This is a genomic window from Clostridium saccharoperbutylacetonicum N1-4(HMT) (assembly GCF_000340885.1).
GTDB classification, from domain to species: Bacteria; Bacillota; Clostridia; order Clostridiales; family Clostridiaceae; genus Clostridium; species Clostridium saccharoperbutylacetonicum.
On record NC_020291.1, the window covers coordinates 5,528,081 to 5,552,445 of the forward strand.

At 29.8% G+C, this 24,365-nt stretch carries 27 protein-coding genes and 1 pseudogene; 7 read left to right on the top strand and 21 right to left on the bottom strand.

The window, feature by feature from the left end; translation table 11 throughout:
- Positions 1-172 precede the first annotated feature (172 nt).
- Positions 173-2,050, top strand: a complete 1,878-nt coding sequence (locus CSPA_RS24320) for a sigma 54-interacting transcriptional regulator (RefSeq protein ID WP_015395062.1) — start codon at positions 173-175, stop codon at positions 2,048-2,050.
- Between the two features lie 355 nt (positions 2,051-2,405).
- On the opposite strand, the gene CSPA_RS24325 is transcribed toward CSPA_RS24320, so the two are convergent.
- The 8 genes from CSPA_RS24325 to CSPA_RS24360 all read right to left on the bottom strand — a co-directional run bounded on the left by CSPA_RS24325 (position 2,406) and on the right by CSPA_RS24360 (position 10,100).
- Entirely contained in the window at positions 2,406-2,984 is a 579-nt protein-coding gene (locus tag CSPA_RS24325) for a P-loop nucleotide/nucleoside kinase family protein (protein WP_015395063.1), read from the bottom strand.
- Positions 2,985-3,005: 21 nt separating this feature from the next.
- Positions 3,006-4,307, bottom strand: a complete 1,302-nt coding sequence (locus CSPA_RS24330) for an MFS transporter (RefSeq protein WP_015395064.1) — start codon at positions 4,305-4,307, stop codon at positions 3,006-3,008.
- 290 nt (positions 4,308-4,597) lie between these two features.
- On the bottom strand, positions 4,598-5,242 hold the full coding sequence (locus CSPA_RS24335; protein WP_015395065.1) for a bifunctional 4-hydroxy-2-oxoglutarate aldolase/2-dehydro-3-deoxy-phosphogluconate aldolase: 645 nt from the start codon (positions 5,240-5,242) through the stop codon (positions 4,598-4,600).
- 93 nt (positions 5,243-5,335) lie between these two features.
- Positions 5,336-6,127 (bottom strand): IclR family transcriptional regulator, encoded by a 792-nt coding sequence (locus CSPA_RS24340; RefSeq protein ID WP_015395066.1) that lies wholly within the window; start codon positions 6,125-6,127, stop codon positions 5,336-5,338.
- Positions 6,128-6,710: 583 nt separating this feature from the next.
- Complete coding sequence (locus CSPA_RS24345; protein ID WP_015395067.1) at positions 6,711-7,505, bottom strand: ABC transporter permease subunit; 795 nt, start codon at positions 7,503-7,505, stop codon at positions 6,711-6,713.
- Between the two features lie 18 nt (positions 7,506-7,523).
- Positions 7,524-8,441: an ABC transporter ATP-binding protein gene (locus CSPA_RS24350; protein ID WP_026106324.1), complete on the bottom strand. Its 918-nt coding sequence runs from the start codon at positions 8,439-8,441 to the stop codon at positions 7,524-7,526.
- The gene (locus CSPA_RS24355; RefSeq protein ID WP_015395069.1) at positions 8,422-9,558 is read right to left on the bottom strand and encodes a helix-turn-helix domain-containing protein; all 1,137 of its coding nucleotides are present in this window, start codon (positions 9,556-9,558) and stop codon (positions 8,422-8,424) included. The genes CSPA_RS24350 and CSPA_RS24355 overlap by 20 nt, the downstream gene beginning before the upstream one ends.
- Before the next feature lie 215 nt (positions 9,559-9,773).
- Complete coding sequence (locus tag CSPA_RS24360) at positions 9,774-10,100, bottom strand: winged helix-turn-helix transcriptional regulator (protein ID WP_015395070.1); 327 nt, start codon at positions 10,098-10,100, stop codon at positions 9,774-9,776.
- Positions 10,101-10,325: 225 nt separating this feature from the next.
- On the opposite strand from CSPA_RS24360, the gene CSPA_RS24365 reads away from it, so the two are divergent.
- The gene (locus CSPA_RS24365) at positions 10,326-10,634 is read left to right on the top strand and encodes a cupin domain-containing protein (protein WP_015395071.1); all 309 of its coding nucleotides are present in this window, start codon (positions 10,326-10,328) and stop codon (positions 10,632-10,634) included.
- 93 nt (positions 10,635-10,727) lie between these two features.
- Positions 10,728-11,150 carry an EamA family transporter gene (locus CSPA_RS24370; protein WP_015395072.1) on the top strand — a complete coding sequence of 141 codons (423 nt, stop codon included), beginning with the start codon at positions 10,728-10,730 and terminating at the stop codon, positions 11,148-11,150.
- Positions 11,151-11,484: 334 nt separating this feature from the next.
- Here the strand turns inward: CSPA_RS24370 and CSPA_RS31035 are convergent, their stop codons facing one another.
- The 4 genes from CSPA_RS31035 to CSPA_RS24390 all read right to left on the bottom strand — a co-directional run bounded on the left by CSPA_RS31035 (position 11,485) and on the right by CSPA_RS24390 (position 13,570).
- Positions 11,485-11,694 (bottom strand): shikimate 5-dehydrogenase, encoded by a 210-nt coding sequence (locus CSPA_RS31035; RefSeq protein WP_015395074.1) that lies wholly within the window; start codon positions 11,692-11,694, stop codon positions 11,485-11,487.
- 81 nt (positions 11,695-11,775) lie between these two features.
- Positions 11,776-12,225 carry a type II 3-dehydroquinate dehydratase gene (aroQ, locus tag CSPA_RS24380; RefSeq protein ID WP_026106323.1) on the bottom strand — a complete coding sequence of 150 codons (450 nt, stop codon included), beginning with the start codon at positions 12,223-12,225 and terminating at the stop codon, positions 11,776-11,778.
- A 17-nt stretch (positions 12,226-12,242) separates the two neighbouring features.
- A complete protein-coding gene (locus tag CSPA_RS24385; RefSeq protein ID WP_015395076.1) occupies positions 12,243-12,617 on the bottom strand; it encodes a VOC family protein in 375 nt (124 codons plus the stop codon).
- 11 nt (positions 12,618-12,628) lie between these two features.
- A complete protein-coding gene (locus CSPA_RS24390; RefSeq protein ID WP_015395077.1) occupies positions 12,629-13,570 on the bottom strand; it encodes a ketopantoate reductase family protein in 942 nt (313 codons plus the stop codon).
- A gap of 494 nt (positions 13,571-14,064) precedes the next feature.
- Between CSPA_RS24390 and CSPA_RS24395 the strand changes: the two genes are divergently transcribed.
- Positions 14,065-14,949 carry an AraC family transcriptional regulator gene (locus tag CSPA_RS24395; protein ID WP_015395078.1) on the top strand — a complete coding sequence of 295 codons (885 nt, stop codon included), beginning with the start codon at positions 14,065-14,067 and terminating at the stop codon, positions 14,947-14,949.
- 125 nt (positions 14,950-15,074) lie between these two features.
- On the opposite strand, the gene CSPA_RS24400 is transcribed toward CSPA_RS24395, so the two are convergent.
- Positions 15,075-15,944: an AraC family transcriptional regulator gene (locus CSPA_RS24400; RefSeq protein WP_015395079.1), complete on the bottom strand. Its 870-nt coding sequence runs from the start codon at positions 15,942-15,944 to the stop codon at positions 15,075-15,077.
- A 271-nt stretch (positions 15,945-16,215) separates the two neighbouring features.
- Between CSPA_RS24400 and CSPA_RS24405 the strand changes: the two genes are divergently transcribed.
- Positions 16,216-17,799 (top strand): acyl CoA:acetate/3-ketoacid CoA transferase, encoded by a 1,584-nt coding sequence (locus tag CSPA_RS24405; protein ID WP_015395080.1) that lies wholly within the window; start codon positions 16,216-16,218, stop codon positions 17,797-17,799.
- 40 nt (positions 17,800-17,839) lie between these two features.
- Positions 17,840-18,280: a MaoC family dehydratase gene (locus CSPA_RS24410; RefSeq protein WP_015395081.1), complete on the top strand. Its 441-nt coding sequence runs from the start codon at positions 17,840-17,842 to the stop codon at positions 18,278-18,280.
- A 154-nt stretch (positions 18,281-18,434) separates the two neighbouring features.
- Here CSPA_RS24410 and CSPA_RS24415 read toward each other — a convergent pair whose 3' ends face one another.
- From CSPA_RS24415 to CSPA_RS24425, 3 genes are all read right to left on the bottom strand, one after another.
- Positions 18,435-18,998 (bottom strand): family 14 glycosylhydrolase, encoded by a 564-nt coding sequence (locus tag CSPA_RS24415; protein WP_015395082.1) that lies wholly within the window; start codon positions 18,996-18,998, stop codon positions 18,435-18,437.
- Between the two features lie 656 nt (positions 18,999-19,654).
- Positions 19,655-20,101 carry a hypothetical protein gene (locus CSPA_RS24420; RefSeq protein ID WP_015395083.1) on the bottom strand — a complete coding sequence of 149 codons (447 nt, stop codon included), beginning with the start codon at positions 20,099-20,101 and terminating at the stop codon, positions 19,655-19,657.
- Positions 20,094-20,549, bottom strand: coding sequence for a DUF3990 domain-containing protein (locus tag CSPA_RS24425; RefSeq protein ID WP_015395084.1), 456 nt, complete (start codon positions 20,547-20,549; stop codon positions 20,094-20,096). Before CSPA_RS24425 ends, CSPA_RS24420 begins: the two co-directional genes overlap by 8 nt.
- Before the next feature lie 213 nt (positions 20,550-20,762).
- Between CSPA_RS24425 and CSPA_RS24430 the strand changes: the two genes are divergently transcribed.
- A complete protein-coding gene (locus tag CSPA_RS24430) occupies positions 20,763-21,182 on the top strand; it encodes a hypothetical protein (RefSeq protein ID WP_241393367.1) in 420 nt (139 codons plus the stop codon).
- Between the two features lie 123 nt (positions 21,183-21,305).
- Here CSPA_RS24430 and CSPA_RS29305 read toward each other — a convergent pair whose 3' ends face one another.
- The 5 genes and pseudogenes from CSPA_RS29305 to CSPA_RS24445 form a co-directional block, all read right to left on the bottom strand.
- The gene (locus tag CSPA_RS29305; RefSeq protein WP_081603998.1) at positions 21,306-21,482 is read right to left on the bottom strand and encodes a GntR family transcriptional regulator; all 177 of its coding nucleotides are present in this window, start codon (positions 21,480-21,482) and stop codon (positions 21,306-21,308) included.
- A 127-nt stretch (positions 21,483-21,609) separates the two neighbouring features.
- Positions 21,610-21,774: pseudogene (locus CSPA_RS30925) on the bottom strand (DUF6718 family protein); the annotation flags it as partial.
- A 217-nt stretch (positions 21,775-21,991) separates the two neighbouring features.
- Positions 21,992-22,384: a nucleotidyltransferase family protein gene (locus tag CSPA_RS24435; RefSeq protein WP_015395086.1), complete on the bottom strand. Its 393-nt coding sequence runs from the start codon at positions 22,382-22,384 to the stop codon at positions 21,992-21,994.
- 31 nt (positions 22,385-22,415) lie between these two features.
- Positions 22,416-22,646: a hypothetical protein gene (locus CSPA_RS24440; protein WP_015395087.1), complete on the bottom strand. Its 231-nt coding sequence runs from the start codon at positions 22,644-22,646 to the stop codon at positions 22,416-22,418.
- Between the two features lie 360 nt (positions 22,647-23,006).
- On the bottom strand, positions 23,007-24,365 hold the full coding sequence (locus CSPA_RS24445; protein ID WP_081603999.1) for an amidohydrolase: 1,359 nt from the start codon (positions 24,363-24,365) through the stop codon (positions 23,007-23,009).

Below are 24,365 nucleotides of genomic sequence, written 5' to 3' on the forward strand. Positions count from 1 at the left end.
AATTCCAGTATTCGTTTACATAGAATCATCTTAATATACTCAAAATTTATCTATCTAAATATCTTGCATTTAACTAAACTATAATGTATACTTTCAAAACGAAATACTTTTTCATTTCATTATATTTCATCTTGAAATATAATGAAATAAATTAATTAGAGGTGATATCAAAATGAACAAGGATATTATTATTATGTCTTCATCTACAAGCTTTACTAAAAAATTTAATAAACTATTAAAAAAGAAGAAGCTAAGTTATCCCATTATTGAATCTACCGGAAATAGGACTATAGAAATAGCAAATCAATTTGTTACTGAAGGTGCTAAAATAATTATTACTCGAGGTAAGAACCTATCTCTTTTGCGTCAAAATATAAATACTATTTTAATAGATGTCCGTTATACCTACGAAGACATATATTTTTCATTAAAAGAGGCAAAAAATTACTCAAATAAAATAGCCTATATAGGCTTTGACTTAGCTTATGATGTAGCAGCAAAATTTAAAGCTATTTCAAAAGAGGATTTTTTACTTATACAGCCCGACTCAGTATCTCATGTTGATGAAGTTGTTAAAAAATATTCAGATAACGGTATTGAGGTATTTATTGGAGGTATTACTGTAGCAAATTCTGCTAAAAAATACGGAGTTAAAAGCATAATGATAGATGTCGATGAAATTTCTCTTGATATAGCTTTGAATGAAGCTATATCTTTGCTTAACTTTGAACTAGAACGAAGAAAAAATTATGAAACAATTACCCAAATTTTGAATTCCACAACTGAAGGTATTATTGGAATTGATCAATATTCTCGAATTAGATATATAAATGACAGAGCTAAAAAATTCATAACTGATGAAAATAACAATGTTTTAGTAGATGAAATAGTTAACCTGCCAGTAGTTAAGAATACAATAAAACACGGCACTGCTAAATACAATGAATTACTTAAAATAGGGAATACTTCATTGATACTAAACAGTCGTCCATTAAAAATAGATAACAATATTTTTGGAGCAGTTGCAAGCATACAAAAATCAGATTATGTTCAAAGTGCTGAGAAAGAGATACGTAAAAATTTAAATACAAAAGGTCATATTGCCAAAAAAAATTTTAACGATATAATAGGTAAAAGTAAAATTCTAACAAAAGCAATAGACAAAGCAAAAAAATTTGCAAAATCCGATAGTACTATTTTAATAACTGGTCCTTCTGGAGCTGGAAAAGAAATTTTTGCTCAAAGTATACATAACTATAGTAATAGACATAACGAACCCTTTGTTGCTATAAACTGTGCAGCTCTTCCTAAAAGTGTATTAGAAAGTGAACTCTTTGGTTATGTCAAAGGAGCATTTACTGGAGCAAGACCTGAAGGAAAAACCGGAATATTTGAATTGGCACACAATGGTACTGTTTTTTTAGACGAGATTGGAGAAACTTCACAGGATATACAAGTAAAACTACTAAGAGTTATTCAAGAAAAGGAAGTTATCAGAATAGGTGATGACAAGGTTATACCTGTTAATGTAAGAATAATTAGTGCTACTAATAAAAACCTGTTAGAAAGAATTGAAAAAAATGAATTTAGAGAGGATTTATATTACCGTTTATGTGTTCTAGAATTAAGGCTTCCTTCATTAGATCAACGAAAAGATGACATTCCACTGTTAATTAAACATTTTATTTCTAACAATGCTCCAGGCACTAAAATCACCAATGAGGCCCTTCAACTTCTTGGTAGTTTCCCTTATGCTGGAAATATACGACACCTTCAGAATACTGTAGAAAGACTTATTGTAATGTGTGAAAACAATATTATTGACGAAAACTTAATTTATGAGGTTTTAGATTTAAATCCTAACGATTTAGAAAAAAAATTTATACAAGAATTCTCTGAAGATCAGAATAATACTATTTCAGAAATTGGAAAAATAGAAAATCAACTTATAAAAGATGCTTTAAAAAAATATAATGGCAATAAAACCAAGGTGGCAAGAGAACTTGGAATGAGCTACACAACCCTATGGCGCAGACTTAAGAATATGTAGGGATACTAACGTATTATCATTACACTATATACAATTTTTCTTTAATTCCTTACAAATTAAAGAAAACCAGGAAATCCAAATTTTAGATTTTTGAGCGTGGTTTTTTATTGTAGTTCCACCGGTGACAAAAAAAAACGACCACCTGTAAGTAGCTATTCAAGCCACATGCAAATGGTCGTGGATTTTATGGTTGCGGCGAAACGTGACCTTTGAAATCCACCGCCTCAAATCTACATAAAACAACTCATAAAAACTATTTTAGTTCTAAATAACGAAAAAGTGATACACTTTACGTATTCCTTTTTCTTATATATGATATAATAATATTTTCTTTAGATTTAAATTCAATAATTAGTTATCTGCTATTTATTGATATTATCTCAAACAATTTATCCTCATCAATTTCTTCTTCACTATTATCAAACTGTTTAATTTCCACATTACTCCATAAGCATTTCCTAGATTTAAGACTTTCTAAAAATGTATCCCAATTTGCAATTTTCCAATCGTCTCTTTTAATATTACGGTTTTTAATTCTTTTAAGTAAAACTTCTGAATTAACAGTTACTTCTAAAACTAATGGTGTAGAATCTTCCCAACTATACTTTTCTTTGAGTTTTTGTATATATTTCTCATCTGAAAAATATCCTAAAAATGGTGCATCTAATATCACCGAGATACCATTTCTTACATTGTCAGCAGCAATTTCAAGTAATGTTTCATATTCTAAAGGCATAACTTCCGTTTGGTAAAATTCACAACCATCTCTTTCATTAGGTGAAATCCCTTGAGTTTCTAATAGTTTTCCAGTAAATCTATTACAAATAACATCTTTATCCAAATAACTGAATTTTAAATGTGATGAGATTAATTTTCCAACTGTTGATTTTCCAGAGCCTGCTGCTCCAACCAAAAATATAACCTTAGGCGTCATATATATTGTTCTCCTTATAATTTATTTTGCTTTCTTTAAAAATACCCCATATGAAATAGCTCCAAGTATTAGTAATCCAGCGCCTACTAAAAATACATAATTGAAATTTCCGGTTGTATCTATAATATAACCTGCAACTATTGGTGCTAATGCTGCTCCTAAAAATCCTCCAAAATTTTGAATAGCTCCTAAAGAGGCAACTTGATTACTAGGTGCAACATCTGAAGCAAGTGTCCAAATAACACCTGAAGGTAATTGAGATGCGAAATAACCAAGGGATAATAATACAATGCTTACAACTGTGCTGCTAATAAATGGTAGTGGTGCTACTGATGCTGCTGCTAGAATTGCACCACCTACAATCGGAACTTTACGTGCAGTTATATTTTGTACACCTTTTTTTATTAAACGATCTGATATGAATCCGCCTAAAAGTACCCCAACTATACCACATATATATGGTAATGAAGCAACAGCCCCCATTTCTTTTAAGCTAAATCCACGAGCTTTTACCAAATATGCTGGTAACCAAGTCAAGTAAACCCATATTGTAAACATTATTCCAAAGTTTCCTATAATCATAAACCATGTATTTTTGAATTTGAATAATTCCCCCCAAGAAGCTTGTTTTTCAGAAGACTTTGCCCTTTTGTCCTCTGCCGCTAATTCTAGTGCACCTTTAATTGTAAGTGTTTCTTCTGATGTAGGATCTCTGTATAATTTTGCCCATACTATTAATACTACATAGCCCAATACACCTATTAAAACAAACATACCTTTCCATCCTAAAGTAAGCATTAATAAAGTTAAAAGTGGTGGTGCTAGTGCATTAGCAATTTGTGAACCTGTATTAATTACTGAAACTGGTACTCCTCTTTCTTCATCAGAAAACCATCTTTGATTTACTTTTAATCCAGCAGTAAAAAATGGTGATTCAGCTATTCCTAAAAATACACGCGCCATGTAAAAGATAGAATATGAAGTTGCGAATGAACATAGAATAGTTGCTGTTGACCACAACCCAGAAGCCCAAGAAAACATCTTCTTAGGTCCAAATTTATCCACTAGCCAGCCAGATGGTAAATTGGCTATAGCATATGGCCATAAAAATGCAGAAAGTAACAGACCCATTTGAGTAGAAGATAATCCAAATTCTGATGCAATTGTGGTATTGGCAACACTTAGATTTGCTCTATCAAGATAATTGACAATTGCACCTATAAGTAGTAAAATAACAAAAGTCCAGCGTAATTTATTAAGCTTTTTAGGAACGTTTACTTCTTTTGCCTCAGCAATGTTTTGTGAATTTTCTATTTGATTCATAATAATACCTCCAATCATAAATATAAACGTTTTCTTGTATGTTTTGGTAATGAATATTTTTGTAAAGTTACACGGTCAAATGCCTTTACAAAAATGAACTCTATATATTAAAACTAGTAGAAAAACTGGTAATTTCTCTATTAGTTTTATCATAAGCACCTCCAATCATTCATCTAAGTGTTTCTATATGTGATCTATGGGTAATAAATATTTTTTGCAAAGGCACATATTTGAGAATCTTTGCAAAAAATACCATTAACATTGGTCGGAACGATGATAATAAATATACTTTAGCGGCACTCCTTAACTATTTGAAGAAATTGTTTAGCTGCCTCAGTTACTTTTGTATAATTACCATCTTTTTGCGCAGCCTTAGTAATAAAACTACCAACTGCAACGCAAGCTACTCCTGCTTCAAACCATTCTTTAACATTTTCAGGGGTAACTCCGCCTGAAGGCATAATTGGTGCTTGTTCCAATGGAGCTTTAATGGATTTTACATACGCTGGACCTACATAATCAGTTGGGAATAATTTTATAATATCGGCACCAGCTTCCATTGTTGCAAAAAATTCTGTTGGTGTATATGCCCCACTTGCTGTAATAACTTGATAAGAATTTGCCATTTTAATCATCTCAGTATTTAGTTGTGGACTTACTAACAAACTTGCACCTGCTAAAATTGCTGCACGTGCAGTTTCAGCTTCGCATACAGTTCCAGCTCCTATTACAATACCTTCATCTTTATATTTTTTTGATAATTCCTTAATAACACCTAATGCATTGGGCACAGCCATCGGTATTTCTAGTACCTTAATTCCGCCTTCTATAGCAGCATCAGCTACTTTAATTACTTCTTGTTCATCATCTAAACGTATAATTAAAACTATTCCTGTTTCATCTATTTTTTTTAAATTCTCTAATTTTTTCCACATATAACTCTTCCTCCATTCATTTTGTTTGGTTAAAGTATAAATCATTTCTAAATATGAATCACCTCCCCAAAATAATCCAATACTTATTATGACCTAATCAATCATATATAACTTACTACCTGTATATCCAAGTTTTCTTGAAATTTGCATTGCAGTATCTACAACTGCCTTTGAAACAACTATTTTTCTATCTTCAGTCATCGTGTTATATAAACTGGTAACACTAATTGACGCAACTGGATTACTCCACTGATCATAAATTGCAGCACCAATACAGTACATTTCTTTGTTATCTTCACGGTTATCAATAGAATATCCACGCATTCTAATTTCTCGCATATCCTCTAATACTTCTTCAATAGTAGTTTTAGAAAATTCAGTTTTTCTGAGCAACTCTTTTTTGCTAAGTATGTTACTAATTTTTTCATCTGGATAAGCAGCTAGTAGTGCCTTCCCTAAACCAGTCGTATATATATATCTTCTTGATCCAAGTTTAGCAGTCGGCCTCATAAATGAATGATTTTCAGCCTTATCAAGATAAACAATTTCTCCATTATCTTCTATTCCTAAAAATACTGTACTTCCTGTTTGTTTATTAAGTTCTTGAATATACGGTCTTGCCTGATCAGTAACACCTAGACTAGATATATAGGCACTACCTATTTCAAATGCAAGCAAACTTAATCCGTAAGTTTTTAGTCGCTCATCTTTCATTTCAATTAATCCCTTATTTATAAGAGTTTGAATTAACTCAAATGTACTGCTTTTAGGCCACGAATGAGCTTGACATATCTCATTTAATGTCAAATGATTGTTGCTGCGAGCCATTAGTATTAGTAAATCCACAACTCTTGCAGCTGATTTATTTTCTTTTGAAATAGCCATTTAACCGCCTCCAGTTCATATACGCGAACATAATTCACATCTTTAATTAAATTTAATTATCTGCCTACACATTTTTAATATTGAAATAATATATTTCCTAAGCATAATATTAAAATATAGGCTAATTTTATTATACATTTTTATTTTTTAATTACTAGATGTTTTCTAATTTGACTTACTTTTGAATACTATACTAGTATTTATATCGTTAGATATATTCGTATATACGAACCAAATTCGCTATTTGCATGTTTATGTTTTCATTATAATCAAACAGCATGTATTTGTAAATATTTTTTTATATAATATATATATAAACTCTATGTAATTTGTAAGAAAATAGGTAGCAATTTACTTTTTTAGATAGGTAATTATACTTTTTTCTTTTATTTAAATGATAGTCTTCTCCAAATAAAATCTCCTCTTACAAATAGGTTTGTCTTATTTTAAATATTCGCCACTCTAAAATTTTTTATAAGTGAAAAAAACCACGAAAATCCAAAAAAATGATTTTCGTGGTTTTCATGGTGGAGGCGAAGCGTGACCCTTAAAATCCACCAAGTACGTTAATTGTAATAGATATCTAAATCAACTTCTCATTAATAAATTTAGATGAAATTCTCTTTATTGATATATAATCAAGTATCAAGAGAACACCACCAGCTATAAACATTACAAGATTACTGAGCAAAAGCACACCTGTCATTTGACCTATTAATACAATAATCACTGGAAGTACAAGAAGACCGCTTACCTGCTGTGCCTCTTGGAAAGTTTCTGACTTTGCTGATACCCTCACAGTAAATACTAAGGATAATAAATTGATTGCAGGTGAAATCCAAAATATAATTATAAGCCATTCTACATCTGGAAAAATGAGTCCTCCAAAATACATAAAGCCACCTATATTACATATAACTCCAAAGACTGCGAATGAAATCAAAGTTATGATATAAGATGGTATAAGCACGCCTAAAATCTTAGCTCTAAGTAATTGTTCCATGGATATTGGAGTGTAAAGAAGAGATTCTAGAGTTTTATGCTCCTTTTCTCCTACAAAACTGCTGGCTCCAATTACTCCTGAACACATTATAGGAATTATAAGAAAATATGATGGAAACATAAAATTTATCATTACTTTTATTAAAAGTTGAGCTTGAGAATATGATCCATATTCAGAAGGCAATTTTTTTATAAGAGGTGCCATCTTTGTAATCATACTTGAATCATTTCCAATAAAACTTACACCTATAAAAAGCGCAATTGGCATAATTATAATTAAAATTATTGGTACTATAGTCATAGGTAAAATAACACGTTTGGAACTTGTTATTTCATTTATATCTTTATATATCAATGCTTTTTCACTTCTATTCATATTCAACCCCCTCCAAACTTATAATGTTATATCATTGGACTGACCTTTTATATATTTAAAGTACAGTTGTTCCAAAGACCATTTCTGCTGAGTTGCCTCAAAGATCTCCCCACCACTTTTTAGTATGCTTTGTATTAGATAATTTACCTCTTCATCTCCTGAAATAGATTTAACATATACATCATTACCTTCATGGATAAAATTAAATTTCTCTGAAATATTATTGCCTCTAATTTTTAATTTAAGAGTTGCATTTTTCCTTGAAGCCAGTTCATCAAAGGTACCTAAACCAAGGATATTGCCATTATTAATAAAACCGTATAAAGTACAGATATCTTCAGCATATTTTAATTGATGAGTACAAAGAAAAATTGTAACCTCATTTTCCTCTGCAAGTTCTTTTATAAGTTTTGTAACATTCAGAGCATTCTCTGGATCTAAACCTGAAGTTGGTTCATCGAGGAATAACACTTTAGGATTATGGATTAATGCCACTCCTAGTGATACTCTCTTTTTCATTCCTGTACTTAAAGCTTTCACCTTTTTATTCTTTACCTCTAGTAACTCAAGTCTTTTCAAAATAAAATCAGCACGTTCACCAAGTTGATTTTCATCCATTCCATGCATTTTCCCAAAAAATATTAGGTTTTGTTTCACAGTAAGGTTCTCATAACAGGAGGAACTTTCAGTCACAACTCCACATAATCTATGAATCTCAAGATTATTTTTTCCAATAGGTATCCCTAAAATATCAGCATGACCTGATGTTGCTAAAAGAATTCCATTAAGAATTCTAACGGTTGTGGTCTTACCTGAACCATTTGGGCCCAGAAAGCCAAATACCTCACCTTTTGGTATACTAAGACTTATATTGTTCAAAGCATCAATCTGTCCATCATAAGATTTTTTAAGATTCTCAATATTTATTGCATTCATCTTCTCCATCTAACTTCCCTTTCAATTTTTTAACAAGCAAGTTATATCGTTCATCTTCTTTTAATGATATAAATGCAGGATTTTCAGTAATAGAACTAACAAGTTTTTCCTTAATGGTTTTCTCGTCAACTGGAGTATTTGCTCCAATAAAATTACTTTCCTCAAGCCATTGATTAACCTTAGTAAAGTATTCATTTCCTTTAAACGTTAATGGGAACTTAATATTACAAACAGCATTTACATATTGCTTTAGTGCATCTATGGCCTTTTCTTTCTTTTCTTGAATTAAATATCCTTGGGCAGCAACAATATGAATTCCTAAAACATCATTTGTAAAAATCTTATTAAGCATAAAAGAATCAATAATTTGAATGCCTTGAGAATAAATTTTTTCAAACAAATCTAGTTCCTTTATATTTAAATAAAGATAATTGTTTAGCAGCGTCAATATATTTATTACCTTATTGAAAATCAGTATTTGATTCACTTCATTTGCCTTAGAGGTTTCTCCCTTCATTTGATAAGCATTAATCAAAATGACATCATCGCCACTATACGGTAATAATTTATTATCTAATAGTTGAATAACTTTCTCGTTATTTCCAAGTGTCATCTCTGCCAATGCTTCCATAGTATTTGCATTTTTTATGTCAGAAATGCTATCCGATTCTTCCTTTATTCTTTTACTCAACACAATACATTGCTTAAGGATTTCTTTTCTTATTTCACAATCTTTTTCTAAGATTGAATAATTTAATAACAATTGAATCATAGAAAGCAAAAATGGAAAGCAGGAATAGTATTTTTTTATTAATTCTTTACACTGATTAACTACTTCATCAAATGGCTTTACAGCAAATTCATATGAAAGTTCATTATAGATTTTTTTAATATATTCCTTTGTAAGCTGAGGAGAATAACCCAATAATTCATCTACTGAAATGTTGAAATATGTTGCAAGCTCTGGAAGAAGTAAAATATCAGGGAAGCTTACTCCTGATTCCCATTTTGAAACAGATGCTTTAGAAACTCCAATGTAGTCTGCCAGCTGTTCCTGTGTTATTCCCTTTGCTTTTCTCTTCTCAATAATGCATTTGCCTATATTTAATTTTTTCATATCTATCACCTACCTCTAATTACATTTTATGATGCGACCTACTCTGTGTAAATGGATTCCTAGTTGATATTTGTAGAAAAAGTTAACTAACAGGAAACTTTATTTTAAAATTAAAGCCTTGCTTATTTTAATTAAGCAAGGCAACAATCATATCTTTGTTGAATTATCATTACAACTTATATTGCAAAAATGTATATATTCAAATTTAATCTTTATCAAGGTTGTTTATTAGATTTTATATAATTCTCTCCCCAAATATTCATAGAATCTAAAACTGGCTTTAGGCTCTTCCCTAGCTCTGAAAGTGAGTATTCAACCCTAAGTGGCACTTCTGGGTACACCTTTCTAATAATTAATCCATCAGCTTCCATTTGTCGAAGTTGTTGAGTTAACATTTTTTGGCTTATCCCATTAATTCCTCTTTCGAGTTGGTTAAACCTTTGTGTTCCATCATCATGTAGATTTCTTAAAATAAGAACTTTCCACTTGTGACCAATAAGTTTAACAGTCTCTTCAATTGGACATAACTTACCGCAAGTCATTAGCATTCACTCCTATCATATATATATTAATACTTACTATTTAGTTAGTACAATACAAAATAGTGCCTTCTTGTAAAAAATTAATAGTGCTTATATTATAATACTATAATTCATCAAAACATAGGAGGAAAGTTTTTATGAAAATTTTAAATGTGTCTTTACCATAAAGTAGAACTTTAATAATTAACTTAAAATAAATATCATAAATTAAGGAGACGTATGACTATGAAAATTTTAAACATTAACGCTATTACAGAAAAAATCAAAAGGAAAGCACTATTTACAGAGGGCACAATGGACTCAGGCATTTTATTCTACGAACCTGGTGAAACAATGGTTCCTCACAAACATCCAGATTTAGATGAAATATTTTATGTGATTAGTGGAAAGGGAATAATAAATATAAACGGAAAGGATTTTTTAATTAAAGAGAAGGATGTAATGCTATCTCCACATGAAGAAAGTCATGGATTCACAAATAATGGAGATAAAAACTTAGTAATCTTACAAATAAAAAACACTATTATGATGTAATTTCAATATTTATAATCATTAGTATAAGGGATTTTGAAGCTTTTATTCTAATGATTACTACTTCAAAACATATAAGAAAGGATGTATTATTATATGTACTATATATCTATGATAATCACAGTTTTAGCAACTGTAATATATAATATTAGCCAAAAATCTATTAATCAATCAATAAATCCATTTATATCAATGATAGTCACGTATATTACCGCAATAATATTCTCTATATTGGCATTAATTATTTTACCAATAGACCGAAATATTATAAGCTCTCTAAAACAATTAAATTGGGCAAGTTATGTATTAGGGCTATCTGCATTAGGCTTGGAGATAGGATATTTATATATCTATAGAAGTGGATGGAATATAGCTGTTGCTCCTCTTTTTGTAAGTATAATTTCAACAATAGTGCTAATTGTCGTTGGTATTTTTATTTATAAAACAAAAATATCCCCTATGAATACTCTAGGAATATGTTTAAGTATAGTTGGATTAATTCTAATGAATAAAAAATAATTAACTTCTTTTTTCATTCAGTTAATCGTATTTTTAACAACTATATCTAAATCAACAATTTGAGTACTTTATAAATTTGGTTCTAATTCTTATCAATTAAAAGCATAATTAATAGACTTATTATCAATTGATAATAAGTCTATTAATTATGGAGGTGTATTTTATGAATACAAAATCTAAAGTTGCTAGACTATCTTTATTATCAAATAGTACTCTAATAATTCTTAAATTATTTGTTGGACTTGTTACTGGTTCAGTAAGTATAATATAAGAAACTATACATTCAACTATGGATTTGCTAGCGGCTATAATAGCATTTTTTACTATAAGAATATCAGATAGACCCGCTAATGTTTATTTCTTCTGCAGTTAACTTAATAGTATCTAAAAAATTATATAAAGTAGCTAAACAAGAATTATCATAAGTACCTTTTAATTTTAATGATCTAAGTCCTTTAACAGCATCTTCTAATGTGTTATTATCAACTTCAAATGTAAGGTATGCATAGTCTAACCCTAATTTGGGAAATGTTGCATTATGCATTGTTTTAATGACGAATTGGGTAATCCATAATCCCTATAAGTCCGTATATCCCATAATTCTTTCTGCCATAATCCTTGCCTCCTACTTACCTTGTTGTTCAAAAATATTTGCAAATGCTTGTAATCCTAATGTATAAACTTGTGATCCAAGACCTACAATGATTCCTGTAGCTAGAGGCGAAATAACTGAATGGTGACGGAATTCTTCTCTTGCATGTACATTTGACATATGCAATTCAATAACTGGCACTTCTAAAATTGCAAGAGCATCAGCCATACCATAACTATAATGTGTCCAAGCACCTGCATTTAGCATTAAACCATCATAACCTTCAAAATATGCTTCATGAATTTTATCTACAAATTCTCTTTCACTATTTGTTTGAAAATTAGTTACTTCAATACCTAATTCTTTTGCTAAAGTATCTACACCTTGATTAATTTCATCTAAAGTAATAGTTCCATATTGCTTAGGATCTCTCTTTCCAAACATATTATGATTAACACCGTGTAATAACATTACTTTTTTCATTTTAACCATCCTTTCTTTTATAACCATGGATCAATATCCAAATATTCTTGTACTCCATTTTCTTTTACTTGAATTACTTCAATACATAATCCGTCTGATACCTGAAACCAATTATGCCCTTGAGGTAATTCTTTTACATTTCTTGCATAAGCTTTATCTAAAACTTCTTTTTGATTTTCTGTCATAATTCCTAAATGAGCACATCTTCCTTCTGGTCCATCAAAAGATAAATCTTCAATAAGCTGAAGCCCTCCATATAACCACACTTGTCTATTAGGTGCTTCCTTCTGATTTGTCATACGTACATCCATTCCTAACACTTCCTTAAAAAATTCTAAATGCCAGTCTAGATCTTTAACACGTAAAGCCATATGTTCTAAATAAGATGCCATAAAAATCCTCCTTATTGCTTATTAGCATAATCTTTTAACCAACGTTCAATTCCTGTTACACAAGCTACAAGAGTTTCATTTACAGGTGTTGGAATTCCATATTTTTTACCCCATTCAACTACTGATCCATTTATAAAAGTAACTTCTGTAGGACGTCCCATTTCAATACTTTGTAAAATAGATGCTTTAAATGTAGGTGGTAATCCTTCACTTGCTGCATTCCATGCATATTCTGGATCTTCACTTTTTAGTTTTACTCCTGCTGCCTTTGCCACATTTATGCCTTCCTGTACTGCTGCAACTGCACAAGCTTTTATTCTAGGTTCATCATAAAGACCACCATATGGCAACCTTGTTATACCACTTAAAGCTCCTGTTGCTACATTTATAAGAAGCTTATCCCAAATCATACCTGTAATATTATCACTAACTTCACATAAAAGTCCTGCTTTATTAAATTCATCTGCAACTGCTTTTACACGCTCTGTCATCTTACCATCTAATTCACCGATATAAGTGTATTTTCCTTTCACTCCTGCACTTACATATCCAGCTTCTAGTAGAACGCCGCCTACATAAGTTTTCCCCCCTAATACTCTTTCTTTTCCTACTACTTCAGCAATAACTTCTTCATTACCAAGCCCATTCTGTAAAGACATAACAAGTGTATTTGGTCCTATAATTGAGGAAGCATTTTCAATCGCTGTTTTTGTTGCAAAAGATTTTACTAATACAATAACTAAATCTGCATACCCGATTCCCTCAGGACTTGTCTTACCTTTTACATTTACAAAATAATCTTCTTTTCCGTCAGTTAATTTCAATCCATTTTCATTAATCTTATTAATGTGTTCTTCCCATTGATCAATAAAATAAACTTCTGAACCACCTTTTGCTAAAGTACCTCCTATTGTGCTACCTAAGGCTCCTGCACCTAACATACAAATTTTCATTTATTTATTCTCCTCTCTATACTTTTAATCTTTTTAATACATGTTTATCCTATCAAAATCTACATTATTTAAATAAATCTCCAGATAACGTTTTCACTAATTAAATCTTATATTTTAAGATTTAGATAACTATTACAATAATGTAAACTTAAGTGAAATGAAAAATTGTTTAATAAAGCTATTATTATTTATTTTCCATTAGTTATTTTACGTTTTTTTCACAAATATAGTTATGCTCTTTCTTATTCTGATAACTAAAATCACACTCCCGTTATCAATTTATATTATACTTATTACGTTAATGTTTTAACATAAAACAAATTGATTTGTATTCAAATTATCTTGCTATTTTATTAATAGGTTTATGGGCTTTTTTGAGCATTCTTTATAAGACACCATAATTATATTGCTTTTTCCTCAAATTATATTGTTGTTTAATAAAAGTATCTTGTTATAATTAAGTTACCTAATCAAATAAAGCAGGAGGTTATCATATGTTTTCATATAACTTTGACCAGAAGTTTGAAGATATTTTTGAAGATAATAAATATCCTCAAATGGTAAGACTATGTCATAATTATAATAATCCTGGCTGGACTTATAACTATCACATTCATAAAGATGCAACGGAAATTGTTTATATTGCTGACGGAAAAGCAGAATATACAATAGATATGACAAAATATACTTTAGAAAAAGGACAATTACTTATTCTTGAAAAAGGTATATTGCATTCAATTGCTTCTGATAAAAAAGAACCTATTGATGCCTGGACATGTATTATAAATAACTATAAATTAAAAGCTTTTACAGATGATACACGAATGTTATTTTCAGATATGCACCAAATTATTTCAGCTGGTTCAAATGAGAACTTTATAAAAAGTGTAATGGAAGAAATAAGTTTTTTATGTTTACAAAAAACTCCTTCTGCTAATTTTATATGCAATCTTCTTGCGACTTCATTAGCCTCTGTAGTCTTTGAGCTATTGCCAAAAGAAAAAAAATCTGATAGAAAATTAGAATCTTCTTTTGTAAGAGATATCCTTATATATATTGGTGAACATTACAGAGAGACTATCACAATAAAGCAATTATCAGAAATTTTTCATATGAGCCCAGGACACATAAGCCACTCATTTGCAAAGGAGTATGGAATTTCCCCTATTAATTACTCAATTGATCTTAAAATGTGTGAAGCCAAGTGGTTATTAATTAATACAACAGAATCCCTCACTTCTATATCTGAAAAAATTGGTTACGATAATGCTACTCATTTTACTAATATGTTTATAAAGCGGCTTAATTATTCACCTTTGGAATATAGAAAACTATTTTCATCACAAAATGCAATAAGCGAATCTTATTGTAATGTATAAATATTTAGTGAAATTTAAAATATAATATTAAAAAACTTGTAAATGAAAAGGGTTACTCATTTTATTAAAAGTAACCTTTTTCATTTACAAAAATAATATTAGATAAAGAACAATTCAAATATGACTTATTCTGGTAAATCAGTAGATTTTGCAAAATTTTCTCGATATTGTAATGGTGAATAATTCGTTCGTTCCATGAAAAGATTTGTAAAATGATTAGGATTTTCATATCCTACTTTATTTGCTATTGAAATAAGAGAATCTTCTGTATTAATAAGGAGCCATTTTGCATCACTTAAACGACGTTCAATAACATAGTTAATTGGAGAAATTCCATAAACCTTTTTGAATTCATGGCTGATATGATAACTACTTATATGAAATTGCTCTGACAGTTTCTTTAAAGAAATATGTTTTGAGTAATTTTCATTGATATAAATAATAATGTCCCTAATAAAAGATGATTTTTTCTGAGCTTTAATTTTAGATGAGTCTTTAAATATATCATAGTATATAGTAATTAAGGTAGAGGCAATCATGTTACATACACATGAAGTGTAAGGTGATTTTTGAATTCGTGCCAAATTCATTTCCACCATGGATCTATGAATAAATTCCCCATGTTTACCTGCTTGAGCAACTGGATGAGTATCCATATGTAAAAGTTGATTAACTTCATTTATGTCTTTAATTGTATAGTCAGTAACACCGCATGTCCATGCATCAATTGGAAATTCATTATTAGAAGCAATTGAATGAATGCATCCACGATCAATTACAAGCACATCTCCTTTTTTCACAGTGTAAATTTCATTATTGATTGAATAAATTCCCATTCCATTTAGAATATATACTAATTCCGTTTCACATTTATGAAGATGATAGTTATAAGTCCAGTTAGGATTGTCATGACTGTGTGATAACCAAATTGCTTTTGGAGATGAATTGTCTTCGAAAATATTAACAATTTCTTTATCAAAATTATATAAAAACATACTTCCTCCTATCATAAATAACAATATAATTAGTAAAAATAGCAAGATAATTTACTAGATAAATGAATTCTATAGCTTAAATAATATATGAAGCAAAAAGAAATAGCAAGATAATTAATAAAGTTAACAAGTCACCTTGTGGTTAATATATTAAATAAATTTATAATTATATATAACAATCCAAAAATTAATTTTTTTAGATTATCCAACAACTAAATCAAAACAAATTATTTAATAGATTAAAAAAACTTATCAAGGAGGAATTAGAGCCATGAAAAAACCAACTAAGATAGAAAAAAAGGTTCCAATTTTAACTGCCGAAGAAGCTGTTTCATATATTAATGATGGAAATACATTAGCAATATGTGGTGCTGGTGGTGGTATTATTGAAGCTACAGAACTAATATCAGCATTAAGAAAACGTTTTTTAGAAACTGAATCACCAAAAAATTTAACTCTTTGGCATTCTAGTGGATTAGGCGATAGAGGAGAACGTGGAATGTCACCTCTTGCAATTGAAGGAATGGTAAAACGTGCTATTGGTGGACATTGGGCACAATCTCCTAGATTAGCTGATATGGCTCAAAACAACTTAATTGAAGCTTATAACTTTCCACAAGGAGTTATGAGTCAGCTTTCTAGAAGTATTGCTTCAGGTCATCCTGGAATTCTTACTCATGTAGGTCTTGGAACTTTCATTGATCCTAGACAAGATGGTGGAAAATTAAATGAAAGAACCACAGAGAATTTAATTAAATTAATGGAAATTAACGGAAGAGAATATTTATTTTATCCATCTATTCCGCTAGATGTTTGTTTCATTCGTGGAACAACAGCTGATGCAGAAGGCTATATTTCATTAGAAGATGAAATATGTTACATGGATGTACTTTCAACCGCTCAAGCAGTTCATAATTCTGGTGGAATTGTAATAGCACAAGTTAAAAGAGTGGTAAAAGAAGGAACAATTCATCCAAAGAAAGTTAAAATACCAGGATATTTAGTTGATGCATTAGTCGTTGTATCAGATCAGAATCAAATGTATAACGGTTCTGACCGTTTCTTATCAGGTGATTATATTGCCGTTACTGGAGAATCAGAGCCAATAAAGCTTGATCAAAGAAAAGTTGTTGCAAGAAGAGCTTTAATGGAAATATTGCCTGGTAATGTAGGTAATGTTGGAGTAGGAATTGCTGATGGAATTGGAGTTGTAGCTAAAGAAGAAGGTATAGATAAAGAATTTACACTAACCGTTGAGACAGGACCTGTAGGTGGAACAACTGCTCAAGGTATTTTCTTTGGAGCTAGTATCAATGCTCAAGCAGTAATGGATATGCCAGCACAATTTGATTTCTATGGTGGTGGTGGATTAGACGTTGCCTTCTTAAGCTTTGCTGAAGTGGATATGAATGGTAATGTAAATGTTCATAAATTTAATGGCCAAATTGTAGGTACAGGTGGATTCATTGACATTTGTCAGAACTCTAAAAAAGTAGTATTCTGTGGAACATTAAGAGCAGGAGGATTAAAAACTTCCATTGGAGAAGGCAAAATGATTATTGAACAAGAAGGTAAGTTCGAAAAGATGTTAGCTAAGTTAACAGATATTACGTTTAATGGTCTCGATGCTGTAAAACGTGGACAAGAAGTTGTGTTTATTACTGAACGTGCTATTTTCCACCTGGAAGAACACGGTTTAGTATTAGCAGAAGTAGCACCTGGTATAGATATGGAAAAAGACATCATTGAACAAATGGGCTTTAAACCAATTATCTCTGAAAATTTAAAAGAAATGGATAAAAGAATATTTATAGATACACCTATGAATATACGTGATGAATTTATAAATCGCTAACAATTAAAATTTTAATATAAAAAGGATGAGGAGAATAGCTATGAATAATTTAAAAGTACCTTTCGAAATTGGAGACACAATATCTTATACAAAAACAATCAGTGAATCAGATGTATATCTTTTTGCTGGTATCACTGGTGATTTTTCACAAATGCATATGAATGAAGAATTCATGAAGACTACAATGTATAAAACAAGAATAGTACACGGAGTATTAACTTTTGCTCTTGGTTCTACAGCATCTACATTAATTCAAACACAAGCAAAAGCTGAGATTCCAAGTGTATCTTACGGATATGACAAGCTTCGTTTTATCAAACCTGTTTACATGGGAGATACTGTAACAGCTGTATACACAATTAAAGACATTGATAATGAAAACTTAAAATCTTATGCAACTGTTGAAGTATACAATCAAAATAAAGAAATAGTAGTTGCTGCAACACATATTTTAAAATTCTTTCCTGTAGAAGGTAACTAGATATAATATGCCATTATTGAACAAGCGTTGTTAAAAAACTAATTAATTAGTTCTTTAACAACGCCCTTTTGATTTATAAATAACTATCTAGCGACAATAATAATTAATCCATAATATGTAAACATAAGTTTTAAATCTAGATATATAGAAATACTTATAATATAATATCCTTATACGAACTAAAATTTGAAGTAAATGAATCATAAAGTTCATCATATTGTTTATCAGCACTAGACCACCATGGGCTTAAAGCTTCCTTATCAAACCTTCCTGATTCATTTTTGTATTGCATATTCTCTGCTGTATCTTTGCTCCATAACCATGAAGGTAAAGGTATATTTACTGTATCACCTGCATTACCACCACATTGATGGGTAGATATTATAGGTACCCACTTTAACCCTGATGCTCGTACTACATCTGCATAAGTCTTATAATAACTCCAATCAAACTGGTTATCCCCTTTACTCTCAACATCTCCCCACCATACATCTGTTGTAATTCCATAAACTCCACTATTCTTTAAAGTTATTAATCTATTTTTAAAACTATTCCAATCCGTTATTTTTTCTAATGGTGCCATTACAAATGATTTATAATCAGACTTTATTGTTGATGCACTTACTTTTATATTAGAAGCTACCACTAAAGTAAATGTAAGCAATATAGCTAAAAAGGCACTTCCATATCTTTTAAGGCATTTACTAAGATGTTTCATAAATTCCCCCCCTTTTATTTTGTTTTGTTCAATCATTTACATAAAATTGTTTAAATCTTTTCTACAACTGAAATAATTTTGCAGATATGTTTTCTGAAGATAAGTAATGATTATGAATCAATTACTTAATAACTACATAATTTAATTTATGCAAATTTCCCTCGTAGTATGTCTTTTTCTTCTTGAATAAGTTTAATTTTATAATTGGGCCTGAACAACTAGGTTGTTGTTTAACTTACTAAATATATCAGTATATTCCTAGCTTCTTTTACAAAGATAATACACTTGAGAATATTATGAAAAAAAGAGTTATAATCAGAAATTAATGAAATGTTAAGTATCTTAAAAGAGAAGGATAGAGAATTGTTTTACAAATTGTATATAGAAGAAAAAGATATAAGTTTTGAAACTGGACTTAAAAGAGATGTTATCTATAATCTTAACTAAATTAAAATAATGTAAAAATTATTTTCCAAAATAAAAGACCCACGAAAATAATGATTATATTTTCGTGGGTTTCATGGTGGAAGCGAAGCATTACCTTTGAAATCCACCAATAATTATTTGTACATTTCGTATTTTCTTATTTATCAATATTAGATATTATATCTGTTTCATTTTCTTCATATGCAGTACCATTAAAGCTATCATTTGGATTATGCTAATAACTTACCTTCTAAATACGAATACTTTAAATATTCTGGACTACTGTAATATACTGATGAATTAAAATCTGAGATTTCATCACTAATAAATGACTCAAATACTGAATATAGTACATCTATTACATTATTTTCTTCTGAAAGAACATCAATTATTAATCTCTGATATTCTTTACCTATAGCTTGAACACTAGGAACAGCATATTTACACAAACCTACCGAATCAAAACTGCCTTCCTTAATATTAAACTCTTTTATTATCTCATCTGACACCTCTTCAAATGATAAGCAATGATTAACTTCTGCAAGTTCTAGCTGTCTTTTTAGTTCCTTCTTTCCTATTATTTTCACTATAGTTGATCGTCTATTTTTAGTTTTCCTCCCCATAAACTCTATAAGTGAGCAAACATAAAATAAATCATTTTTTTGAATTTCATTCATTTATAATTTCACTCCTCTCAAACTTAAGACAATCTAACGCCTTTAAAGTATGAAAACTAATTTGATGGGTAGGATATTTAAATTTTGCTAACTCCCAAAAAATACTTCTAGTAATTTCACCAGCTAAAAAGTCATTTACATAATTCCAAACAGTATCATCAGCCATAGGCCCTTCTACTATATCATAATCATGAATAAGTCCTTTTCTACAAGCTGCAATAAAATCCAACCATTCATCTGTCATATTTTCAAATCTTAATATATTTAAATTTTTATTTTCTGTGTAAGTATAATGATTAACTGTAGCATGCTCTCTATTTCTTTTAGCCCATTTTTTAGCTTGTTCAAAATCATTTGTACAATAAAATCCCCATGAAAAATCTTTAGTATATTTACTTTTTCTTATCTCTGGAAATTCTACAACTTCTCCTGATGCATGATACAACATAAAATACTCACCTTACTTTCTCTAATTTTGTACTATAATTATATCATTTTCAAAACTTTTCTTCTATCAATATAACCATTTCATCAGCATTTATTCTATACTATTCTCTATTTTTATTATATTATTTCTGCTAAAAGGTGCACACCCCAACTAAAATATACATCCCTAATTCAAAAAACTCTTGTTCTTTAGTCTATTACACTCCTATTTGTTATGGCACCTTCACTAAACATTCAGCATATACTAATAAATAACAAAATCAGAAAATATTATAGTGATAATTCTACCGTAGGTAATAAACAAACTGGAAAATACCATATGATATTTTCCAGTCTAGGTGATACTATTAACGACTATAGTATTAATACCGAAAATACACCTGACGGGATACTAGGATATCTATATGATAGTTCTACAATTATTATTACAACTGCTGATCAATATATTAATCACCAAGTGCGAAAGGCTTTAATTAATGCAGGATTTAGCTCTGATATCATGAATAATGATAATATACCAAAGTATCTTGTAAACCTAGGACTCGAAAGAGGTAAAGACACCTTTGTCATACTCATGAGAGCATCAATATGGGAGAATAAGGAGATTGGGCAAGAGTATTTAGATCATATGTAAATCAAAAAATATTAGTTGGTCCAGCACCTTATGATATCATTTGGGATCAGGCTATTTTGTTTAAGAAAAAGAGAGAGTGTCAACATTAATAGCAATATCAAAAAGTTAGAAATGTAGAGCAATTTACATTTCTAACTTTTTGATAGTACTTAAATTAACATCAAGAAAATCTTCTAATTCTCTTTGTGGTGGTAATTTATCTCCTGGTTTTAATATCCTTCTTTTTATGTCTATTTCTAATACACTCACTATTTCAATATATAGACTTATTTTTTTCAATATCTTAGCTTTCCATGACATTGGATAATTTAAAAGTAAAGAATCCTTGATATTACTTTAAATGTAACATCTAGGATTTATATGGTGGAGGCGAAGCATGACCTTTTAAATCCACCAAAAATCTTATCATATTTTAATTCAAAATAGATTACATATTAACAACTTTACTTATAAAATCAACCTCATTATTTATCAATGTATATGGAGAATACTCATTATAACTTTCTAAGTCATTTAATGTTACTATTTGAACACCACGTTCTAATGTTGTTAATGTTAAATATTTAGATATTGAAGCTAATCTTTGTCCTTGCTAAGCTTCTAATACTAAACTACCTTCTTCATTAAATTTCTTTGCTATTAGATAACACATGTTCTAGTACCTCCTTAAAATCTTCTTCATCTTTAATCTCGCCATTATCATATTTTTCTCTTAATAATTTTCCAATATTATTATCTTTAATATGTTTATATAAATGTATGTGAAGCCAATCATTTATTATTCTATCGCTTTTAGTATTTACTTGTATTTAAATCGGATAATGCTTATTACTATTTTGATAATATAGATGTACTCCCCTATATCCATCATCATTAACTTTTCCATTTCTCATATCCGCAACTTTAAAGATTTCTAAGTCCTGATCTAAAATTTCTTTATAGTTTGAAATAATTATCCTAATTCCCAATAAATCATTATAGCACTTATTAACTTCTATGCTTGGATAATATTTATTATATTTTAAAGTACATGAATGTAGTGACTTTATTCTATAACTAAATTTAACACCTTTAAGCAAATCAGTACTTTCGTAAAATTCTTTTAAATCTAATATTTCATTAATAATGTCATCTTTTTCAAATTTTCGTAATGTAATCTTTAAACTTTTACCTAGCTTACTTTCATAGCTTAAATTCTGCAATAATTCTTGAGTTATTCCATAAAATTCAAAACTAATTTATATCACCACTTTCATCACTCTTAATTTCATCTGTGAATTCTGGAATAATGTCCTTCAAAATCTCACTTTGAATTGATTTTACTTCCTCTTCATTATCAATTAGTATCACATAGCCACCTAAATCTTCATCTACATTTCCAAACTCCCCTCCGTAATTTTCATTAAGTACTGTAATAACCTCTTCAATACTTTGTAACACCTCTTTTTCATATTTTGATTTCACTTCTTCTAACTGCTCTAATTCCCATAATTTTTTTATGATTAACTCCTCCTTTAAAATAAAAAAGGAATATCTAAAGCCTTATATTGCTCTAAATATTCCTTTTCTTTGTTACACAAATATAATATATATTTAACTTCTGTTTTGATTCTTTATTATTTTTACTAGAATTCCTTTATTACCTATGGTATGCTTCTCCGTATCAGTATTAAGTGATACCCCTTTTTATCGAAAAAGCAATGCACAAAATTCTTATTACCTACTGAAAAATAATCATGGCAACTTTTGACTTGTTATTTATTTTCATGTGCTTTACTGTAGTTTATATACTACTACTTACTTAACAATTACTTTTATCTGTTTTTACTTATCACCTTGATATACAATCTTTCCTCCAACAATAGTTGTAATTGCTTTAATCGATGGTATTTCCTCAGAAGAAATTGTTAACAAATCTTTTGATAAGACAACCAAATCTGCAAGCTTGCCTTTCTCTATAGATCCTAATTTTTTCTCATTACCTTGAGTATAAGCACTTCCCATTGTCCAAAGATATAAAGCTTCTTCACGAGATATAGCCTCCTCTATGCCTTGTACTTCTCCATTTACAGTAGCCCTAGTTATCATCCACCAAATTGAGATAAATGGATTCCATGGAACTATAGGAGCATCTGTTCCTCCACCCATAATTATTCCTTTATCAAGCATTGTACGCATAGGAATGGCAGCATTTGCACGTTTCTCACCCCAAAAGCTATTCATATTTTTCCCTAAAAGGTATGGATGATTCTGAACAGTTGTGAAAATCCCTAATTTCTTAATCTTATTTAAACTTTCTTCTGTTGGGTACATAACATGCATGGCAGTCCATCTTAAGTCTTTAATTGATGTTACTTTATTAATTTCTTCATAGCTATTCACTACAAATTCTATTGCAGCATCTCCTGCAACATGTACTTGAATCTGAAACTTATTTTCTGCTGCTAACTTCAATATATCAATAAATTCTTTTTCTCTTGCTGATCCTTTATAAATTGAAACTCCACGATATTCAGGGTCTAGCTGCATACCTGGAACTATTTTATATGGTTCTTTCATCCAAGCTGCTTCCACACCACCATCTGCCATAGTCTTAATTCCACCAATACAGAAATAGTCATCTCCTTCTAACGGCTTGTATTTTGAAACTGCATGTAATGTCTGCTCTAAATTCATTACTGGATATAATGCTTGGGTACGTACTGTCATTTTTTTATCTGCATTCAATTTAAAGTATACATCAATATCACTATCATCCGCCCAAGCATCAGTTATTCCTGTAATTCCATATGAATTCATTTGCTCCATAAAATCTATAGAATTTTTAACTATTTCTGTTTCTGTATAATTAGGTATTAAAGATTTAACTAAAAATGCAGCATTTTCTAATATAGCTCCTATGGGTTCGTTTGTCTCTGCATCTTTTATAATAACTCCCCCCTCTGGATTTATTGTATCTTTAGTAATATTAGCTAATTCTAAAGCCTTTGAATTTGCAACTACCACATGGCCACCACGAGGTATCATTACAGGATTGCTTGGAGATACAGTATCCAATTCCCATCGAGTTGGGATGCGGTTTTCAACTAATTGGCTTTCATGCCATGCACTTGAAGAAACAACCCATTGTCCTGCTTCAACCGCTTTGACACGATTTCCAACTGCTTTTAATAATTCATTGAT

Coding starts and splice junctions, on each gene's coding strand:
- CSPA_RS24320 (WP_015395062.1), top strand. CDS start 173: ATGAACAAGGATATTATTATTATGTCTTCATCTACAAGCTTTACTAAA.
- CSPA_RS24325 (WP_015395063.1), bottom strand. CDS start 2,984: ATGACGCCTAAGGTTATATTTTTGGTTGGAGCAGCAGGCTCTGGAAAA.
- CSPA_RS24330 (WP_015395064.1), bottom strand. CDS start 4,307: ATGAATCAAATAGAAAATTCACAAAACATTGCTGAGGCAAAAGAAGTA.
- CSPA_RS24335 (WP_015395065.1), bottom strand. CDS start 5,242: ATGTGGAAAAAATTAGAGAATTTAAAAAAAATAGATGAAACAGGAATA.
- CSPA_RS24340 (WP_015395066.1), bottom strand. CDS start 6,127: ATGGCTATTTCAAAAGAAAATAAATCAGCTGCAAGAGTTGTGGATTTA.
- CSPA_RS24345 (WP_015395067.1), bottom strand. CDS start 7,505: ATGAATAGAAGTGAAAAAGCATTGATATATAAAGATATAAATGAAATA.
- CSPA_RS24350 (WP_026106324.1), bottom strand. CDS start 8,441: ATGAATGCAATAAATATTGAGAATCTTAAAAAATCTTATGATGGACAG.
- CSPA_RS24355 (WP_015395069.1), bottom strand. CDS start 9,558: ATGAAAAAATTAAATATAGGCAAATGCATTATTGAGAAGAGAAAAGCA.
- CSPA_RS24360 (WP_015395070.1), bottom strand. CDS start 10,100: ATGACTTGCGGTAAGTTATGTCCAATTGAAGAGACTGTTAAACTTATT.
- CSPA_RS24365 (WP_015395071.1), top strand. CDS start 10,326: ATGAAAATTTTAAACATTAACGCTATTACAGAAAAAATCAAAAGGAAA.
- CSPA_RS24370 (WP_015395072.1), top strand. CDS start 10,728: ATGTACTATATATCTATGATAATCACAGTTTTAGCAACTGTAATATAT.
- CSPA_RS31035 (WP_015395074.1), bottom strand. CDS start 11,694: ATGCATAATGCAACATTTCCCAAATTAGGGTTAGACTATGCATACCTT.
- aroQ (WP_026106323.1), bottom strand. CDS start 12,225: ATGAAAAAAGTAATGTTATTACACGGTGTTAATCATAATATGTTTGGA.
- CSPA_RS24385 (WP_015395076.1), bottom strand. CDS start 12,617: ATGGCATCTTATTTAGAACATATGGCTTTACGTGTTAAAGATCTAGAC.
- CSPA_RS24390 (WP_015395077.1), bottom strand. CDS start 13,570: ATGAAAATTTGTATGTTAGGTGCAGGAGCCTTAGGTAGCACAATAGGA.
- CSPA_RS24395 (WP_015395078.1), top strand. CDS start 14,065: ATGTTTTCATATAACTTTGACCAGAAGTTTGAAGATATTTTTGAAGAT.
- CSPA_RS24400 (WP_015395079.1), bottom strand. CDS start 15,944: ATGTTTTTATATAATTTTGATAAAGAAATTGTTAATATTTTCGAAGAC.
- CSPA_RS24405 (WP_015395080.1), top strand. CDS start 16,216: ATGAAAAAACCAACTAAGATAGAAAAAAAGGTTCCAATTTTAACTGCC.
- CSPA_RS24410 (WP_015395081.1), top strand. CDS start 17,840: ATGAATAATTTAAAAGTACCTTTCGAAATTGGAGACACAATATCTTAT.
- CSPA_RS24415 (WP_015395082.1), bottom strand. CDS start 18,998: ATGAAACATCTTAGTAAATGCCTTAAAAGATATGGAAGTGCCTTTTTA.
- CSPA_RS24420 (WP_015395083.1), bottom strand. CDS start 20,101: ATGAATGAAATTCAAAAAAATGATTTATTTTATGTTTGCTCACTTATA.
- CSPA_RS24425 (WP_015395084.1), bottom strand. CDS start 20,549: ATGTTGTATCATGCATCAGGAGAAGTTGTAGAATTTCCAGAGATAAGA.
- CSPA_RS24430 (WP_241393367.1), top strand. CDS start 20,763: ATGGCACCTTCACTAAACATTCAGCATATACTAATAAATAACAAAATC.
- CSPA_RS29305 (WP_081603998.1), bottom strand. CDS start 21,482: ATGTCATGGAAAGCTAAGATATTGAAAAAAATAAGTCTATATATTGAA.